The organism is Enterococcus sp. DIV2419 (assembly GCF_051711865.1).
GTDB lineage: Bacteria > Bacillota > Bacilli > Lactobacillales > Enterococcaceae > Enterococcus > Enterococcus faecalis.
Map to the genome: position 1 here is coordinate 1,983,552 of NZ_JBIONS010000001.1, position 17,134 is coordinate 2,000,685.

General features: G+C 37.9%; 18 protein-coding genes and 1 other annotated feature. Of the genes, 5 read left to right on the top strand and 13 right to left on the bottom strand.

All coding sequences use genetic code 11. The annotated features are described in order from the left end of the window. Positions 1 to 150: 150 nt before the first annotated feature. Genes IGI97_RS09325 through ulaG form a run of 7 tightly spaced genes read right to left on the bottom strand, consistent with a single transcriptional unit; the run spans position 151 to position 5,725 of the window. Positions 151 to 861: an L-ribulose-5-phosphate 4-epimerase gene (locus tag IGI97_RS09325; protein WP_438738488.1), complete on the bottom strand. Its 711-nt coding sequence runs from the start codon at positions 859 to 861 to the stop codon at positions 151 to 153. Then, positions 851 to 1,711 (bottom strand): L-ribulose-5-phosphate 3-epimerase, encoded by an 861-nt coding sequence (locus IGI97_RS09330; protein ID WP_010777536.1) that lies wholly within the window; start codon positions 1,709 to 1,711, stop codon positions 851 to 853. The genes IGI97_RS09325 and IGI97_RS09330 overlap by 11 nt, the downstream gene beginning before the upstream one ends. Positions 1,712 to 1,715: 4 nt before the next feature. Beyond that, entirely contained in the window at positions 1,716 to 2,354 is a 639-nt protein-coding gene (locus tag IGI97_RS09335) for a 3-keto-L-gulonate-6-phosphate decarboxylase UlaD (RefSeq protein ID WP_010716941.1), read from the bottom strand. 13 nt (positions 2,355 to 2,367) lie between these two features. After that, entirely contained in the window at positions 2,368 to 2,667 is a 300-nt protein-coding gene (locus IGI97_RS09340; RefSeq protein ID WP_002358018.1) for a PTS sugar transporter subunit IIB, read from the bottom strand. Between the two features lie 14 nt (positions 2,668 to 2,681). Beyond that, entirely contained in the window at positions 2,682 to 4,169 is a 1,488-nt protein-coding gene (locus tag IGI97_RS09345) for a PTS ascorbate transporter subunit IIC (protein ID WP_002394985.1), read from the bottom strand. 12 nt (positions 4,170 to 4,181) lie between these two features. Then, complete coding sequence (locus tag IGI97_RS09350) at positions 4,182 to 4,640, bottom strand: PTS sugar transporter subunit IIA (protein WP_438738491.1); 459 nt, start codon at positions 4,638 to 4,640, stop codon at positions 4,182 to 4,184. A 17-nt stretch (positions 4,641 to 4,657) separates the two neighbouring features. Beyond that, the gene (gene ulaG / locus IGI97_RS09355) at positions 4,658 to 5,725 is read right to left on the bottom strand and encodes an L-ascorbate 6-phosphate lactonase (protein ID WP_002360582.1); all 1,068 of its coding nucleotides are present in this window, start codon (positions 5,723 to 5,725) and stop codon (positions 4,658 to 4,660) included. A gap of 193 nt (positions 5,726 to 5,918) precedes the next feature. Between ulaG and IGI97_RS09360 the strand changes: the two genes are divergently transcribed. Further along, the gene (locus IGI97_RS09360; protein ID WP_002382117.1) at positions 5,919 to 6,683 is read left to right on the top strand and encodes a DeoR/GlpR family DNA-binding transcription regulator; all 765 of its coding nucleotides are present in this window, start codon (positions 5,919 to 5,921) and stop codon (positions 6,681 to 6,683) included. 93 nt (positions 6,684 to 6,776) lie between these two features. Here IGI97_RS09360 and IGI97_RS09365 read toward each other — a convergent pair whose 3' ends face one another. The 3 genes from IGI97_RS09365 to racE are packed head-to-tail and all read right to left on the bottom strand — an operon-like array spanning position 6,777 to position 9,477. Beyond that, on the bottom strand, positions 6,777 to 7,289 hold the full coding sequence (locus tag IGI97_RS09365; RefSeq protein WP_010819914.1) for a metallophosphoesterase: 513 nt from the start codon (positions 7,287 to 7,289) through the stop codon (positions 6,777 to 6,779). Between the two features lie 12 nt (positions 7,290 to 7,301). Then, entirely contained in the window at positions 7,302 to 8,657 is a 1,356-nt protein-coding gene (rph, locus tag IGI97_RS09370; RefSeq protein ID WP_438738493.1) for a ribonuclease PH, read from the bottom strand. Then, positions 8,650 to 9,477: a glutamate racemase gene (gene racE, locus IGI97_RS09375; protein ID WP_002369623.1), complete on the bottom strand. Its 828-nt coding sequence runs from the start codon at positions 9,475 to 9,477 to the stop codon at positions 8,650 to 8,652. The genes rph and racE overlap by 8 nt, the downstream gene beginning before the upstream one ends. 264 nt (positions 9,478 to 9,741) lie before the next feature. On the opposite strand from racE, the gene IGI97_RS09380 reads away from it, so the two are divergent. The 4 genes from IGI97_RS09380 to IGI97_RS09395 are packed head-to-tail and all read left to right on the top strand — an operon-like array spanning position 9,742 to position 12,771. Next, positions 9,742 to 10,473, top strand: coding sequence for an amino acid ABC transporter ATP-binding protein (locus IGI97_RS09380; RefSeq protein ID WP_002360585.1), 732 nt, complete (start codon positions 9,742 to 9,744; stop codon positions 10,471 to 10,473). Positions 10,474 to 10,507: 34 nt separating this feature from the next. After that, positions 10,508 to 11,335 carry a transporter substrate-binding domain-containing protein gene (locus tag IGI97_RS09385; RefSeq protein WP_002360586.1) on the top strand — a complete coding sequence of 276 codons (828 nt, stop codon included), beginning with the start codon at positions 10,508 to 10,510 and terminating at the stop codon, positions 11,333 to 11,335. 45 nt (positions 11,336 to 11,380) lie between these two features. Beyond that, on the top strand, positions 11,381 to 12,094 hold the full coding sequence (locus tag IGI97_RS09390; protein WP_002363695.1) for an amino acid ABC transporter permease: 714 nt from the start codon (positions 11,381 to 11,383) through the stop codon (positions 12,092 to 12,094). Positions 12,095 to 12,105: 11 nt separating this feature from the next. After that, a complete protein-coding gene (locus IGI97_RS09395; RefSeq protein ID WP_438738496.1) occupies positions 12,106 to 12,771 on the top strand; it encodes an amino acid ABC transporter permease in 666 nt (221 codons plus the stop codon). A gap of 197 nt (positions 12,772 to 12,968) precedes the next feature. On the opposite strand, the gene pheT is transcribed toward IGI97_RS09395, so the two are convergent. From pheT to IGI97_RS09410, 3 genes are all read right to left on the bottom strand, one after another. Continuing rightward, positions 12,969 to 15,392, bottom strand: coding sequence for a phenylalanine--tRNA ligase subunit beta (pheT, locus tag IGI97_RS09400; protein WP_438738498.1), 2,424 nt, complete (start codon positions 15,390 to 15,392; stop codon positions 12,969 to 12,971). A gap of 7 nt (positions 15,393 to 15,399) precedes the next feature. Beyond that, complete coding sequence (gene pheS, locus IGI97_RS09405) at positions 15,400 to 16,446, bottom strand: phenylalanine--tRNA ligase subunit alpha (RefSeq protein WP_002358034.1); 1,047 nt, start codon at positions 16,444 to 16,446, stop codon at positions 15,400 to 15,402. Between the two features lie 57 nt (positions 16,447 to 16,503). Beyond that, positions 16,504 to 16,722: a binding site (T-box leader), on the bottom strand. Between the two features lie 43 nt (positions 16,723 to 16,765). Then, positions 16,766 to 17,110: a winged helix-turn-helix transcriptional regulator gene (locus tag IGI97_RS09410; RefSeq protein WP_002358035.1), complete on the bottom strand. Its 345-nt coding sequence runs from the start codon at positions 17,108 to 17,110 to the stop codon at positions 16,766 to 16,768. Positions 17,111 to 17,134: the final 24 nt, after the last annotated feature.

Genomic DNA, 17,134 nt, shown 5'->3' on the forward strand with positions numbered 1-17,134 from the left:
ATTAACGTTTTGTTCTATTCTCCCCAAAAAAAGAGAACGCTTTCTTAAAAAAATAAAAACTTAGTTGTCCCATAACAGACAACTAAGTTTTTATAAAAGACCAATTAATCAGTCAATTATCCTTCTTTTTCACACGTTTCATCACAGCCATCACTGACCATAATAAGCGTAAATCCCATGTTTTCTAAGATAGTGTTTATCCAATAAAAAATGATCAATTGGTTCAACAGCTGGGTTAATTATTTCCGTCAAACGTGCCATTGAACAGATTTCATCTAAAATCAAGCTGTTTTCAACTGCTTTTTCCGGAGTCATTCCCCAAGTAAATGGGCCATGTCCATAAACTAGCACTCCTGGAACTGCTAAAGGATCTAGTTCTTGTTCATGAAATGTTTCAACAATGACTTTGCCAGTCTCTTCTTCATAGTTTTCTTTAATTTCACTTTCAGAGAGCGCTCTTGTACAAGGTACAGCGCCATAAAAAGCATCCGCATGGGTGGTACCGTAAGGAGGTAAGGCTCGCCCTGCTTGAGCCCACGTAACACTATTCAGGGAGTGCGTGTGCGCAATCGCTCCAATTTCTGGCATTTTTTGATAAAGATAAAGATGCGTGGGTAAATCAGAAGACGGCTTTAATGCATTGGTTTCTAATAGTTGTCCGTTTAAATCAGTCACTACCATCTGTTCCTTGGTCATTTCTTGATACTTGACGCCGCTTGGTTTAATTACGATGATCCCTAATGACCGATTGATTTCACTAACATTGCCCCACGTTAATTTGACTAAGCCCAGTTTTGGCAAAGCCAGATTCGCTTCATAAACACGTTGTTTCATTGCTTGGATGATCGCTTTATTGTTCATAATAACCCACCTCTGCTAATTTGGGATAGAGATACTGCTGCGCGGCTTGAATTTTTTCTTGAAAATTCAAATCCGTTTCATTCCACATTTCAATTAAAAAAGGACCACTATAGTTTAACCGCTTGAGTGTTTTCAATAAGCCTGTAAAATCAACACAGCCTTCTCCAAAAGTAACTTCCCGAAACTTCCCTTCAAATGTGTCTGTTACAGCGAAGGTATCTTTTAAGTGAATAGCAGCGATTTCAGCAATTCCCTTTTCAAGCTCAACCGCCGGATTATTTTCCGGCCAAGCAGACAAATTACCTAAATCAGGATAAACATGCAAAAAAGGAGACGGAATTTGTTCCTTAATTTCTAGAAATTTTTGTATGCTATTCATAAAAGGGTCATCCATAATCTCAACAGCCAGAATGACACCGTATTGTGCAGCTTCCTCAACGCCCTTTTTCAGACCTTGAAGAAAAAATTCCCTTGTTTCGGCAGTTTTTTCTTCGTAAAAGACATCATAGCCAGCAATTTGAATTACCCGTATGTTTAATTGATGAGCCAAACGAATCGCTTGAGATAAAATTTTCCGCCCTTTTTCACGTGTTTCTTTATTTAAAGAGCCTAAAGGAAACCGCCGATGACCACTTAAACACAAAGAATGGATAAAAAAATCTTCTTTCACCATTAATTGAGAAAGTTCTTGTAACTGGCTTGGTGTCCAAGCCAATCGTGCTAAACGTTCATCGGATTCATCAATTGACATTTCTAAAAAATCAAACCCTAACTTTTTGGCCCATGTGAATCGTTCTGCCCAAGTTAAATTTTGCGGGAGTGCTTTTTCATACAGTCCAATTCGTGCCATTTTATCACTTCCAAATCTGATCGATTTTTTTTTGAAAATCTTTGGCTGCTTGTTCAGGATTTTTTGATTCAGTAATCCCACGGCCCGCAATAAATGTTGCAACTGCCATTGTTTGAAACAATTCAAGCGTTTCGACAGTTAAACCACCTGTGACGGACACTTCAAAGCCTAAGTCAATTAGTTCTTGAACTTTATTCAAATCTTTCTCTCCCCAACTGCCGCCAGCTAAAAGAGCATCTCTACTTTGATGATAAATCACCTGATTAATCCCTAATTCTCGCCATTGTCGAGCTTGTTGCATTGTCCAATTTCCATATAGTTCTACTTGTAATTCTCGGACTTCTTTTTGAGCTGCAGCCATCGTTGGTAAGGTGGCGCAACAAATGACCGTCATGAAATCAGCGCCTGCTTGTGCGACATTACGAGCAACTGTACCGCCCGCATCAGCACATTTTGTATCAGCAACAATCGTTTTATTAGGAAACATGCGTTTTAAACAACGAATTGCTTTTTGGCCTTCTTGTAAACACAAAATAGTGCCAACTTCGATAATATCGACAATTTCTCCGACTTTCATACAATCTGCTAAAGCGTCTTCTAATCTATTATGATCTAAAGCGATTTGTAAGTTTGGTCTTTTCATCTTTCCCATCCTTTTATTCAGATTTTTGATAACGATCTGAAGCCATATATTTTTCTTGAATTTCTTTTGCAGACATTACATTTTTAATGCCAATCACTGTGACTCCGCGTTTTTCTGCTTGCTGAAACATTTGTAAAAAATTGACTGGAGTAAAAACAACGTCGTATTGGCTAGCAGAGCTTTTCCCTTCTGAAATGGCGCAATGATGAATTTTTGTAATCGGTACACCTAATTCTTTCATTGCTTTTTCAACACTCCGCATCATCATTAGACTCGTGCCAGAACCATTGGCACAGGAAACAAGTATTCTCATTTTAAATTCCTCCTTTAATTCTCTTGAAATTTTTTAGTATATTGTTCATAATCATTGACAATCATAAAGTAACCTTCTGGATTTTTCCGATACTGAAGTTGCGGAATTATTAGTAACCCAACCACCACTACTGCTACGCCAACATAGCCTAGAACTTTCATAATAATTGTAAATAACGGCCAAGCTGTCGCCCAATCGAACATGCCCAAATAACCACCATATTGAGATAATCCAATCCATGTAGCAAATAAAGCTGAGCCACCTACTTGGATTAAACCTGAAAGGAAGGGGAATAAACAAGCAGCTTTTACTCCGCCACGATTATTTGCATAAACAGCTATGACAGCGTTATCAAAAAACAATGGGATAAAACCCGCAATAACGATTGTCGGAGACTTTAATAGAATCAGTAAGCCAATCATTAAAAACTGGCCTAATGCGCCAAAGAGAAACCCAATTGTTACTGCGTTGGGCGAGCCAAACCCGAAAGTCGCTGCTACATCAATCCCAGGAACAGCGCCTGGTAAAATAGTATTTGAAATCCCTTGGAATGACTGCGTCAACTCGTCGACAAAGGTTCTAACGCCTAATTGTAAGATAGCTAAATAGACAGCAAAATTTAATGAAGTGGTCATGATATAAAAGAAGAAACTCTGCCCTTCTTGCATAAATTTAGCTTGAATTAAATAATCTTGTCCCAAAACAAGCAAGATAATGCCAAAGAAAAAGAGCATCAAAATGGACGTAGCAACCATATTTTCATTAAAAATGGATAGAAATCCTGGTAATTCAATATCTTCCAATTTTTTATCGACCTTCTCTGAACGATGTTTCTTTTGATCACGTTTTTTCAACCATTCTGCTAATTTTGCAAAAATAAATATGCCAAACATTTGTTGATGGGCTACCGCAAAACCAGCACCTTCTGTTAATTCCTGCGTAATCCCTACCGTTAAATTTGAAGCAACTGCCCAATAACACCCAAGAATTAAGCCCATAAAAATTAGCACTTCGATTCTACCTAAGTTAGGAAAACAAAAGAGTAAAATCCAGAAAGCGGTAGCTGCTTGTTGAATCTGAACATTCCCTGTTGTAAAAACGGCTCTCAATTTTGTATATTTTTGAAAACGAACCAACAAAATATTCATAATAAATGCGATCAATAACAAAATCATCACATCACCAAAGGTTCGTCCAAAGGTTTTCATCAATCCTGCATCGACTGCATTTTGCCCGAAATATGGATCGGTAACCATCGCCTGTAAATTAAATCGCTCTTTCAAGCCTACTAGAATAGGGCGAAAATTATTAACCAAACCACCAGAACCAACACTCAAAATAAAATAACCAACTGTCGCTTTCAGAAAACCTGCTAAACATTCATAAAAGGGCCTCCGTAACAAGAGATAACCTAATAACACGATGAAACCAATCAAATATGCTGGCTGTGTTAAAACGTTCGTAGCAAAATAAGTCCAACTATTTAACAAGAACTCCCCCATTGATTTTTCCCCCTATAATTGATATTTCTCCATAACTTCTTTAAAATCCATTAGCGTGTTTGTTTCTAACAAGTCAGCAATCACGCCATCCGTCATCAATAAATCCATCAATTGCTGAATATTTTCCAGATGTTCGGCGGGATTTTGGGCTGCCAATGTAAAAAATAATGTTGCTGTTTTTGCTTCTTGATCGCCAGTAAAAGTGACAGATTGCTTAAATTTTGTAAAAGAAATGGCCGTTCCAAAAACGCCTGCGCTTTCCTCTGATGAATGTGGCATGGCTACTTCAGGAGCAATGATGATATAAGGTCCAAACGTTTCGACACACTGAATAATCTCATCGACATAACTCTGATCGATGATGTGTTTTTGGAGTAAAATCAAACAACTTTCCTGAATCGCCTCTTGCCAACTAACCGGTTCTTTATCAGGGTAATGAATAAGCTCTTGCTCCCAAAAATAAGTTAACATTGTACATCCAGCCTTTCTTACAAGAATGAAGGAAATGGTGTATCATTTTCTTTAACAAAAACATCATCAAAGCCACGATCAAAGTTAAATTCTAAGTTGTCTTTGTCATCTGGATAAACAAATTTGCCACCCACTTGCCAAATATATGGTTTAAATTGATAATGTAAACGATCTTTTTTAAATTTCCAAATTTCCATGATTTCTTTTGGATCCGCCATAAAATTAGACCAAATATCATAATGAACGGGAATGACTACTTTCGCATTTAAAGATTCGGCCATTCTCAACATATCAACAGAAGTTATTTTATCTGTGATACCGCGAGGATTTTCGCCATATGCTCCTAAGCAAACATCAATTGCATATTGATTACCATGTTTCGCAAACAAGTTAGAATAATGAGAGTCTCCGGCGTGATATACCGTACCACCTGAGGTTTCAAATAGATAATTGACAGCTAGTTCATTCATGTCCTGAGGCATTTTACCTTTAAATGTATTTTCAGGATCATCAGAAGTAATTAGCGCGGTTCGATCAAAAGCTTCCAAGGCCACTACATTCACATCATTCACTTTTATTTCTTGACCAGGCTCTATAACCCGTGTTTTTTCTGCCGGAACACCCCAACGCTGCCATGTTTTCACTACTTCTTTTGGACCAATAAATAGAGCCTTAGGACAATTTTGATGAACAGCAGCAGCTGTGTGAATATCCAAATGGTCTGAATGAATATGTGTGACAACTAAAGCATCTACCTCTTTTATTTCAAAAGGATCAATCACAAAAGGTTGTGTTCTTAAATTAGGTTGCATTTTTTGGCAACCACTCATGCGCATCATTTGATGGCCATTTTTCATTAAGCCGTTCCCGTGCGTTTGTTTTCCTGTTCCACACCATAAATCACATAAAATATTCGTGTTCTCATGCGTTTTCAGCCAAATGCCTGTACAACCAAGCCACCAAAGTGCAACCGTTCCTTGAAGCACATTTGTCTGATTAATTTCTTCGTTTAAATAAGTGCCCCATTCTGGAAATGTCGCCTTCAACCAACTTTCTTTTGTAATTTCATGAATCGATTTGCTCATGCTACCACTCCTCTTCTCAAATGATTGTGTTATGCTTTATAAGAAAATCATAGCCGCAAAAAATCACAATGAAAACCCTTTTATATGATTGTTTGCACTTTTAATGATTCTTTTACGTGTTTTGTTTTCCTATGAGTTATACTATTTCATGGGGGACCATGTCCAAAAAAATAACTAAAGGAGGTTGTATTACTTGAAAAGTTCATTAGAAACCATTGAAAAAAGGCAACAAAACATTCTCGCACTGCTGCAAAAAAACAAACAAATGACTACCTATAAATTAGCAGATGCTTTAAATGTTTCCTTAAGCACAATTCGTCGTGATTTAAATGTCTTAGAAACTAAGAATGACATCATTCGAAAATATGGGTATTGTATTTACAACGACCAAAATCAGAAAGACTTTGATCAATCAGGACCGGAGTTATTAAAACAAGCCATTGCTCGTGTTGCTTGTAGCTATCTAAGCGATTATGATACCGTTTTCATTAATTCAAGTTCCACTGCTTTGAATATTCTCCATTATTTAAAGGCCGATCATCTGACCATCGTAACGAATAATTTAAAAATTGCCACCAAGCCTCATGTTTCTCAATACAATTATATTTTGACCGGAGGCGAATTACGTTTTCCTAAAGAAGTTCTGGTAGGAGATATTGCCATTAACACAATCACCGCAACGCATGCCGATGTTTGCGTAATTGGCTGTAGCGGGGTCAGTTTAGAACATGGCGTCACTACAAAAATTTTCAATGAAGCAAAAATTAATGAGCTTATGATAAAACAAACAACAAAAGTAAAAATTCTGGTCGCGGACCATCGAAAAATCGGCTTGACATCTAAATTTAAAATTGCTGATATTACCGCTTTTGATTGTTTGATTACAGACAAACATTGCTCATCAACTTTAATTACAGAACTTCGTAAGACCGGCTTAAAGGTTATCCAAGTCGACTAAAAAAAGAGCGTAGGACAAAAATCTCTTTTGGATTTTTGTCCTACGCTCAAAATCTGATAAATAAAAAAGTAGCACTTATTTCTTAACATTCACTTACTTCGTAAATGTTGCCTTTAATCGTTCCAACGGTTGGTGCTCTTTGTTATAATACTGAACGAGATATTGTTCAGGTGTACTTTCAATTATGGTATATGTTTTCTCTTGAACTGGTCCACGAGGTAAACGAATACTTCCCGGATTAACAAAGAGAATGTTATTGTGTCGCTCTGCACCGAGTACATGAGTGTGACCAAATAAGGCAATTGTCGCTCCTGCTTCTTCCGCCTGTAAAGCAAGTGTCGTGAGCCCCATTCTAACATTGGCCAAATGACCATGTGTCATATAAATAACTTGATCTCCCACTTTTTTAGTCACAGTTTTGGGAAATTCATCATAAAAATCACAATTTCCTTGGACTACAATGAATTTTTGCCAAAGTTCATCTGTCGGTTCTAATTCAGAATCACCACAGTGAAAGAGTGCATCGACTTGTCCTTCATAATGATTCACTAAGTCAACTAAACAGTCACGGTCGCCATGATTATCGCTTACTACCAAGATTTTCATACGTTTCAACTCCTATTTTTTTAGCCATTCTTCCCATTGTTCTTTTAATTTTGCCACTGCTTGTCCACGATGACTAACTTTATTTTTCTCTTCTCCAGACAATTCAGCTGCCGTCTTACCAAGCTCTGGAACATAGAAAAGTGAATCGTACCCAAAGCCTCCTTCACCACGAGGAATCGTACCGACTTCTCCTGGCCATTCAGCTTCGACCACCAGACTTTCTTTCTTTGGTTCAGCAAAAACCAATGTACAATGGAAACGCGCTTGTCTTTTTTCTTTTGGCACGCCCGTTAACTCGTGCAATAGTTTCGCATTATTTGAAGCATCGTTAGTTGGTTCACCAGCAAAACGAGCAGAATAGATTCCCGGCATTCCCCCTAACGCATCAACAATTAATCCTGAATCATCTGCTAATACTGGTTTCTGTAAAATTTCTGCAATTGTTTCAGCTTTTAGACGAGCATTTTCTTCAAATGTTCGACCAGTTTCTTCTACATCTGGCAAATTCGGATAATCTAATAACGTCTTAACCGTATATCCTTTTTCACCAAAAATTGAACTAAACTCTTTCGCTTTACCAGGATTTCTAGTTGCAATGACAATCACTTTCTCTTCTGAATCTTGCGAAGGGACTTCTTCAGAGGCTAAAGCATAAAGCGCTTCTTTCTGATACGCAATTAATTCCTCAATCCCTGTTTTTCCATAAAAGAGCATGGCATTTAACTCATCTCCTGAGAAGGTAGCTTCTTCACCCGTTCCTTGAATTTCCACAAATTCACCAGACTCGGTCATCACGATGTTCATATCCACTGCAGCATTCGAGTCCTCTGCGTAATCTAAGTCCAGCACACAATAACCATCGGGTAAAATACCCACGCTGACAGCTGCTAAATGCTCTTTAATTGGGTCTTCCGCTAGCACACCAGTCATCAATAAATGATTGACTGCTAAGCGTAGAGCAACAAAAGCGCCTGTAATACTAGCTGTACGGGTTCCCCCATCTGCTTGAATCACATCACAATCGACAACAATGCTCCGTTCCCCTAACTTTTCTAAGTCAACAACAGCTCGCAATGACCGCCCAATCAAGCGTTGAATCTCCATTGTTCGCCCTGTTAATTTTCCTTTCGCACTTTCCCGAATATTTCTTGTGTTCGTCGCGCGAGGGAGCATGCTATATTCAGCTGCTACCCAACCTGTTCCCCCGCCTCGTAAAAATGTGGGAACCTTTTCTTCGACAGTGGCTGAGCAAATTACTTTTGTATCGCCAAACGAAATAACCACCGAACCTTCTGGATGTTTAAAAACATTGGTTTCAATAGTGATCTTTCGCAATTCTTTTGGTGCACGACTATCATGTCTAATCATTTTCGTTTCCTCCTAAGTGAATCTGTTGTGCTTTTAAGTTCTCTATACCAAGCCAACTGCTTGCAATCTCTTCAAACATTTTTGCAGAACCAGTTGTATAAAATTCATGGGGCTGTGTAGGCGCTTCAGGCGTGTGGGCAATGTCAAAATAATCGAGAAGCATGCTGACTTCGCCAACTGTTTCGGCTCCTGAGTCAATTAATGTCACATGACTCCCCATCACATTTTGAATCACCGGACGTAACAACGGGTAATGGGTACAACCTAAAATCAACGTATCAAGTCCTTTTAATTGTAGTGCTTGAAGTGTTTCTGCCACAATTTTTTTTGCTACGGAAGAACGATATTGATTACTTTCAACAATTGGGACAAATTTAGGGCAAGCTAAACTAGTCACCTCAATTGTTGGTGCCTTACTTTTAATGGCGATTTCATAGGAAGCACTTTTGATTGTCCCTAACGTACCTATGACACCAATCTTGTTATTTTTTGTGACTTTAACGGCTGCTCGTGCGCCAGGTAAAATAACACCGACAACTGGAATTGGCAAGGCAGCTTTAATTTCTTCTAATGCGACAGCCGTCGCGGTATTACATGCGATTACTAGCATTTTTATTCGTTTTTTCAATAAAAAATCGGCCATTTCCCAAGTAAACTGAACGACTTGTTCGGCTGGTCGTGGACCATATGGGCAACGGGCTGTATCTCCTAAATAAATTAATCGTTCATTTGGTAATTGTTTTAGCGCTTCCTTTAAAACAGTTAATCCACCAACGCCAGAATCAATTAGTCCAATGGCTTCTTGATTGCTCATTCTCATCCTACCTTTGCCTTTTATTCACTGCCTTTATTTTCTACTTTTTAAGGACTATTGTCAATTTTTCCTGTTTTGCTCTCATTTATTTCTTTTTTTGAAGGAAATCTTTTTCGATTAAAAAACTAGTAATTCATTTTTTTGTATGTTATAATTCCTAACATTGAGAATACAATTAGAAATACATTTGGTTAATTTAATTTAAATAACATGTTTCTCACCGAATCCTCTGTTATCTTTTCTACCAAATGATTGCAAAGGAGACTGCCTATGATTTCTTTAGAACATGTAAATAAGTATTTTGGGGAGCATCACGTTTTAAAAGATATTACTTTGAATGTAGAGCAAGGAGAAAAAATTGTCATTATCGGACCCTCCGGCTCTGGCAAAAGTACATTAATTCGGTGTATGAACCAATTGGAAAAAGTCAATGATGGTTCCGTCGTAATTGATAACATTGACATCACCAAACCGAAGGCACCCATTCAAAAGGTTCGCCAGAAAGTTGCCATGGTCTTTCAAAATTTTAACTTATATGCTCACAAAACGATTATTGATAATTTAACGTTAGCACCGATTAAAGTGATGGGCGTTTCTAAAGACGAAGCGGTTCGTACTGGCATGGAGTATTTAGAACGGGTCGGCTTAGCTGATAAAGCGTCTGCTTATCCTTCGCAGCTTTCTGGCGGGCAGCAACAACGGGTCGCTATTGCTCGTGCCTTAAATATGCATCCTGAGATTATCCTTTTTGATGAACCGACTTCGGCACTTGATCCAGAAATGATTCAAGAAGTTTTAGATGTAATGGTCGATCTTTCCAAACAAAATATTACCATGGTTTGTGTCACACATGAGATGGGCTTTGCTCGTCAAGTGGCTGACCGTGTAATCTTCATGGACCAAGGACAGATTATTGAACAAGGAACGCCTGAACATTTCTTTACAAGCACTGAAAACCCTCGTGCAAAAGAATTTCTAAGTAAAATTATTCATAACGGGTAATGAATAAAAAACAAAAAATTGGAGGAATGAAGGAATGAAAAAACAAAATAAATGGCTGGCTGGACTCTCCCTACTTGTATTAGCAGGCATCATTGTGGGCTGTGGTAGCGGCAACAATGACTCAACTTCCAAAAGTGCTTCATCAAACAAAACGGTCACAGTAGAACAATTAAAAAAAGCAGGGAAAATTAAAGTAGGTGTCAAAGAAGACATTCCTAATTTTGGCTATATGAATCCTGATACAAACAAAAATGAAGGAATGGAACCAGATATTGCACGCTTGATTGCGAAAGAAATTACCGGCAGCGAAGAGAATGTGGAATTTGTGGGCGTGACAGCGAAAACGCGCGGTCCCCTTTTAGACAATGGTGAACTAGATATGGTAATTGCTACATTTACAATTACTGATGAACGTAAAAAGACTTATAATTTTACAACTCCTTATTATACAGATGAGATTGGTTTCCTTGTGCGCAAAGAGGATAACTTCTCAAGCATGAAAGATTTAGACGGAAAAACAATCGGCGTTGCACAATCTGCTACGACAAAAGAAAACTTAGAGAAAAAAGCGCAAGAGGAAGGAATCAAATTTACTTATCAAGAATTAGGTTCCTATCCTGAATTAAAAACAGCGTTAACTTCTAAACGAATTGATGCATTTTCAGTGGATAAATCAATCCTATCTGGCTATGTGGATGGCAAGACAGAAATTTTAAAAGATGGTTTTTCGCCACAAGAATATGGAATTACCACAAAGAAAGCAAATACTGAATTAAATGATTATCTAAATGGTTTAATTGAAAAATGGGAAAAAGACGGCACACTAGAAAAAATTTATCAAGACTGGGGCTTAAAAAATTAATCATTCCTAAGACTTGAAGAATCAAAAATTTTAGGAGGGATTTTTATGTTTTTGTTAGCCAATATTTCCTGGCTTGAAGAAGGGCCATTTGCCTTATATCGTTGGGAAGCTTTATTTCAAGATTGGCGAATTTTTGGTCAGGCTTTTCTCTATACTATTCTGCTTTCTTTAGGAGCAATCTTAGTCGCCTTTGCTTTAGGCATTTTCTTTGGCAGTTTATCAGCGACCAAAAGTAAACTTTTACACGCAATTAGTCGTGTCTATGTAGAATTTTTTCAAAACACACCTTTGTTGATTCAATTTATCGTAGTCTATTATGGCTTTCCTCTGCTAAGCCCGCTGCTTTCATTTTCTATTACTACGATTGCCATTCTGTGTGTAGGCCTCTATCATGGCGCCTACATTTCTGAAGTGGTTCGCTCAGGAATCGGAGCTGTCCCAAGAGGGCAATTTGAAGCGGCTTACTCCCAAGGATTAACGTATGGTCAAACGATGCGGTATGTGATTCTACCACAAGCATGGCGGATTATGTTACCGCCTTTAACCAATCAAGTCGTGAATCTAATTAAAAATACGTCAACAGTTGCCATTATTTCTGGCGCTGACGTAATGTTTGCTGCCAATAGTTGGTCGTCTGTCAACTTGAACTATATTCCCGCCTTTGCGCTTGCTGGTTTCTTATATTTCATTCTTTGCTTCCCATTAGCGAATTTGGCTAGAAAAATGGAAGAAAAAAATAAGAAAGCATATAGTAGATAGGAGGAAAACAGATGCCTTTTTCAGAAGAAATGCGTCAATTACTGACAGCAAATAATTTTCAATTTCTATTTAACGGCTTAAAATTGACGCTCTATATTTCCTTCGTCTCAATTATTTTGAGTACGATTTTTGGCACCATTCTAGCCGTTTTGCGAAATCAAACCCATGGACCACTGAAGTTACTTGCCAGTATTTATGTAGAAGTGGTGCGCAATATTCCAAACTTATTGTGGATTTATGTTATTTTTTTGATTTTCAAAATCAAATCCACTCCTGCTGGAATTGTGAGTTTTACTGTGTTTACCACCGCTGCTTTAGCGGAAATTATTCGTGGTGGTTTAAATGGTGTTGATAAAGGACAAATTGAAGCGGCGCGTTCTCAAGGGTTTTCAAATTGGCAAATTATTTATCATATTGTTTTGCCTCAAGCCATTCGCAATGTTTTACCAGCGATCGTTTCTCAGTTTGTTACTGTCATCAAGGATACAAGTTTCTTGTATTCCGTGATTGCTTTACAAGAACTCTTTGGCAAATCTTATATCTTAATGGGGCGCTACGCACAAACAGGACAAGTATTCACTATTTACGGAATCGTCGCCCTTATTTATTTCATTATTAACTTTAGTATCTCACAATTTTCACGTTGGCTTTCACGAAATTGGGCGAAAAGTTATTAATGTAGTTAAAAACAGGAGGCTGAGACAAAAGTGTTTAGCTCCAAGAAATAAGAAGGAATTTCCGAAAATTGTTCTTTAATTTTTGGAGAATTTCGGCTTATTTCCGAAGGAGCTGCTTTTGTTCAGCTGATTATCTTAAGATTTAGAAAGTGGGGCATAAGTCATTTCGACTTATGCCCCACTTTCCTGTTTTTATTTTATCTTACTTCTACTTGATGTTTTTCAATTAGCGCTTTTTCAACTTTTTCCATTGAACGGTTAATTTCTTCATCCACTAATGTCGCTTCTGCATTAACGAAAGTTAAACTATACGCCATTGATTTTTTGTCAGCGCCTAGTTTTTGACCTTGATATACATCAAATAAATGAATCTCTTTCAAATATTTACCTGCGTTATCTGAAATAGTTTTAACTAGTTCTTGATTAGTAACTGTTTCATCGACTAATAAAGCAATATCTCGAGAAACTGCTGGGAATTTAGAAACTGCTTCATAAGTAACCCCGCCTGCTTCTGTAGCTACTAATTGTTGCAAGTTTAATTCAGCAACATATGTTTCAGGAATATCGTACGCTTTTGCTGTCGTTGGGTGAACTTGTCCGACAAAACCAACCACTTCATCTTCTAAATAAATCCATGCTGTCCGGCCTGGATGCATTTCTGGAATCGCCGTTGTCGCTTGATAACTGATTTTTTCTGTTAATCCTAAAACAGCTACAATACTTTCCACTAAGCCTTTTACTGTATAAAAATCAACGGCTGTTGCTTTTGTTTGCCAATCTTTAACCATTGTATTACCAGTTAAAGCAAGTGCTAAGTGATTTTCTTCTGTAGGTAAATTTTTTGTTGGATCTTCTGTTTGGTAGAAAACGCGTCCTACTTCGTAGAAGGCGATATTATTATTTTTACGTGCCACATTGTATGCGACATCATCTAATAAACCAGAAATTAAGTTCATACGTAACACAGAACGCTCTTCACTCATTGGCCATTGCAAACGTGTTGTTTGACTTTCTTTCATCATAAATTGACGGGATTTTTCTTCTGTTGTCAACGCATAGCTGATGGCTTCACTCGTACCATGACCTTCCAGTAAGCTCTTTAATTGGCGCGTAACATGTTGTGCTTTGGTTAGACTTCCAGCAACTGTTTCTCCACTTGGCAATGTTGAAGGTAAATGATCATATCCATAAATGCGCGCCACTTCTTCAATAATATCTGCTTCAATCGCAATATCCCAACGTCTTGGTGGAATCGTAATTTCATATGCGCCTTGATTTACTTCATAAGCAAAACCGAGTGCTTCAAAAATTTCATTCACCGTTGCTTCATCTAATGCAGTGCCTAAATATTGGTTGATTCGCTCTAAAGTCACAGCTACCTGCGCTTCTTTAACGGCCACTTCAGAACCAACTGCAGTGCCTGAGACCACTGTTCCGTTGGCTAACTCTGCAATCATCGCGGCTGCCACATCACAAGCTAGCCCAACTGTCGCTTGGTTGATGCCTTTTTCAAATCTACTTGAAGATTCACTCCGTAAATTGAATTGTTTAGACGTTTTGCGAATAGACAATGGATTGAACAATGCCGCTTCTAAAGCCACAGTTGTTGTTTCTTGACTGATTTCAGAATTAGCCCCACCCATTACACCGGCTAAGCCGACAGGCGTTTTTCCATTCGTAATGACGATATTTTCTTCTGTTAATTGACGTGTTTCACCATCTAATGTAATTAGTTTTTCTGCTGCTGTTGCTCGACGAACCAAGATTTCTTTGCTATCTAATTTTTGATAATCAAATGCATGCAATGGTTGACCAAATAATAATAAAATATAATTTGTCACGTCCACCACATTGTTAATCGGACGGATTCCTTCATTCATCAATCGATTTTGCAACCACTGAGGACTTTCTGCAATCGTCACATCTTTAATGACACGAATTTGATACGCTGGTGCATCTTGTGAATCTTCAACAGTCACTGTTACGTAATTTTCCACGTTATCTGAAGCATCTTCTTTGAGTTTGGGATCATTAAACTGAGGCGTTTGACGATAAATTGCGCCAACTTCATAGGCTACCCCTCTCATACTTAATGCATCTGCACGGTTTGGTGTAATTGATAATTCAATAATCGCATCATCCATGTCTAAATAAGGGAAAACAGGTGTCCCATTCACTGCTTCTTGAGGTAAATAATAAATCCCTTCAGCGTAGGCTTTTGGTACGACATTATCTGAATATCCTAGCTCTTCTAACGAACAAATCATTCCGTTAGAGACTTCGCCACGCATTTTACCTTTTTTAATTTTTTGATTTCCTGCAATTCTTGAACCAGGTAACGCCACGATGACTTTAATTCCGGCTTTCACATTTGGTGCTCCACAAACAATTTGTGACAACTCTTCTTCACCGATGTCTACTTGGCAAATTGATAAGTGGTCAGAGTTTGGATGAGGAACACATTCTTTTACTTCACCGACAACAATTTTCTTTAATCCTTCTTCAGGTACAGCAACGCCCTCAACTTCGATACCTGTCACAGACATTTTGTCCGCTAATTCTTGCGGAGTAACGTTTGAAAGATTAACATATTCATTTAACCATTTATAAGAAACTAACATTTTTCAACTACTCCTTTACCTTGAATTGATTTAAGAAACGTAAATCATTTTGATAAAAATTACGGATATCATTTACACCATAACGTAACATAGCAACGCGATCTGGTCCTAAGCCAAAGGCAAAGCCTGAGTACTCTGTTGGATCAATCCCTGACATTTGTAACACATCTGGATGAACCATCCCCGCACCTAAAATTTCAATCCAACCTGTATGTTTGCAGACGTTACAACCTGCGCCGCCACATTTAAAACAGCTAACATCTACTTCGACTGAAGGTTCTGTAAAAGGGAAATAGCTAGGACGTAAACGAATTTTACGATCTTCACCAAACATTTTTTTCATCATGACTTCTAACGTCCCTTTTAAATCACCCATTGTGACATTTTTATCGACAACAAGGCCTTCAATCTGATGGAATTGGTGACTATGTGTCGCATCATCTGTATCACGACGGAATACTTTCCCAGGAGAAATCATTCGTAATGCACCTTTTGAAAAATCGTGTTTTTCCATTGTTCGAGCTTGAACTGGTGAAGTATGCGTACGAATTAACATCTCATCTGAAATATAAAACGTATCTTGCATGTCGCGTGCCGGATGATCTTTTGGTAGATTCATGCGTTCGAAATTATAATGATCGGATTCTACTTCGTATCCTTCCACTACTTGATAACCCATGCCTAAGAAAATATCTTCAATCTCTTCCATAACTTGTGTCAAAATATGACGTGTGCCTTGAGGCATTTGTTTCCCAGGTAAAGTTACATCTAAACTTTCTTCTTTTAGTGCCGCATTTAACGCTTCGTTTTCTAAAACAACTTTGCGCGCTTCAATTGCTTCGGTTAATAAATCACGAATTTCATTTGCAAAGCCCCCCACCACTGGTCGTTCTTCTGGTGAAAGGTTTTTCATGCCTCTTAATACTTCGGTGATTGGCCCTTTTTTCCCTAATGTTTCTACGCGAATTTGGTTTAATTCTTTTAAAGTAGCAACTTGTGCGATTTCTTTGAGCGTATTGTCTCTAAGAGCTTCTAATTGCGCTTGTAATGTCATTATGCGTTCCCCTCTATCTTTTATTTAAACTAAAAAAAAACGATAACCCATTCCTTTCAAAGGAACGAGCTATCGTGTTACCATCCTAATTCATAACAAATTGTTGTCATGCACTCATTTCATTTAACGGCAATTACCGGTTTGCTTTCTTCTTGAAAACAAACAAACTCAGGAAGTGAATTTCGCTTGGTGACTGTGTAAATCAGCTTCCAGTCTCTGGCTGACTCTCCCTAAAACACGTCAATTCAAACTACTTGTTTCCATCACTGTTTTTTTAGTTATTTAATTACGTTTAGTTTACAAGAAGTTTTGCTTGCGGTCAACTGCATTCTTCGTCTTTTACCCATTTTTCTGCCCAATGTTGAATTTGTTCCATTGCTAATTGCAAGTCTTCGCCTTTTTCGGTCAGGAAATATTCTAAGCGATTTCCTTCACCGCAACGAACAGCTTTGGTGATAATTCCTTCAGCTTCTAGTTCCTTCAATCGCTCTACTAAGACACGATCACTTAACATTGGAATTTTTTCTTTTAATTCGCCAAAACGTTGAGGACCTCGTTCTAATAAAACATCAATAATTAAACCATTCCATTTTTTACCAAGTATTGAAAATGATTTTTCAAATTTGGGACAAAGTACAAACGATTCTGTTTTTACTTTTTCCATCTTCCTCACCTCTTCAATGAGTAT

Coding starts and splice junctions, on each gene's coding strand:
- IGI97_RS09325 (WP_438738488.1), bottom strand. CDS start 861: ATGAACAATAAAGCGATCATCCAAGCAATGAAACAACGTGTTTATGAA.
- IGI97_RS09350 (WP_438738491.1), bottom strand. CDS start 4,640: ATGTTAACTTATTTTTGGGAGCAAGAGCTTATTCATTACCCTGATAAA.
- IGI97_RS09335 (WP_010716941.1), bottom strand. CDS start 2,354: ATGAAAAGACCAAACTTACAAATCGCTTTAGATCATAATAGATTAGAA.
- ulaG (WP_002360582.1), bottom strand. CDS start 5,725: ATGAGCAAATCGATTCATGAAATTACAAAAGAAAGTTGGTTGAAGGCG.
- IGI97_RS09410 (WP_002358035.1), bottom strand. CDS start 17,110: ATGGAAAAAGTAAAAACAGAATCGTTTGTACTTTGTCCCAAATTTGAA.
- IGI97_RS09365 (WP_010819914.1), bottom strand. CDS start 7,289: ATGAAAATCTTGGTAGTAAGCGATAATCATGGCGACCGTGACTGTTTA.
- pheT (WP_438738498.1), bottom strand. CDS start 15,392: ATGTTAGTTTCTTATAAATGGTTAAATGAATATGTTAATCTTTCAAAC.
- IGI97_RS09385 (WP_002360586.1), top strand. CDS start 10,508: ATGAAAAAACAAAATAAATGGCTGGCTGGACTCTCCCTACTTGTATTA.
- rph (WP_438738493.1), bottom strand. CDS start 8,657: ATGATTAGACATGATAGTCGTGCACCAAAAGAATTGCGAAAGATCACT.
- pheS (WP_002358034.1), bottom strand. CDS start 16,446: ATGACATTACAAGCGCAATTAGAAGCTCTTAGAGACAATACGCTCAAA.
- IGI97_RS09380 (WP_002360585.1), top strand. CDS start 9,742: ATGATTTCTTTAGAACATGTAAATAAGTATTTTGGGGAGCATCACGTT.
- IGI97_RS09395 (WP_438738496.1), top strand. CDS start 12,106: ATGCCTTTTTCAGAAGAAATGCGTCAATTACTGACAGCAAATAATTTT.
- racE (WP_002369623.1), bottom strand. CDS start 9,477: ATGAGAATGAGCAATCAAGAAGCCATTGGACTAATTGATTCTGGCGTT.
- IGI97_RS09345 (WP_002394985.1), bottom strand. CDS start 4,169: ATGGGGGAGTTCTTGTTAAATAGTTGGACTTATTTTGCTACGAACGTT.
- IGI97_RS09330 (WP_010777536.1), bottom strand. CDS start 1,711: ATGGCACGAATTGGACTGTATGAAAAAGCACTCCCGCAAAATTTAACT.
- IGI97_RS09390 (WP_002363695.1), top strand. CDS start 11,381: ATGTTTTTGTTAGCCAATATTTCCTGGCTTGAAGAAGGGCCATTTGCC.
- IGI97_RS09340 (WP_002358018.1), bottom strand. CDS start 2,667: ATGAGAATACTTGTTTCCTGTGCCAATGGTTCTGGCACGAGTCTAATG.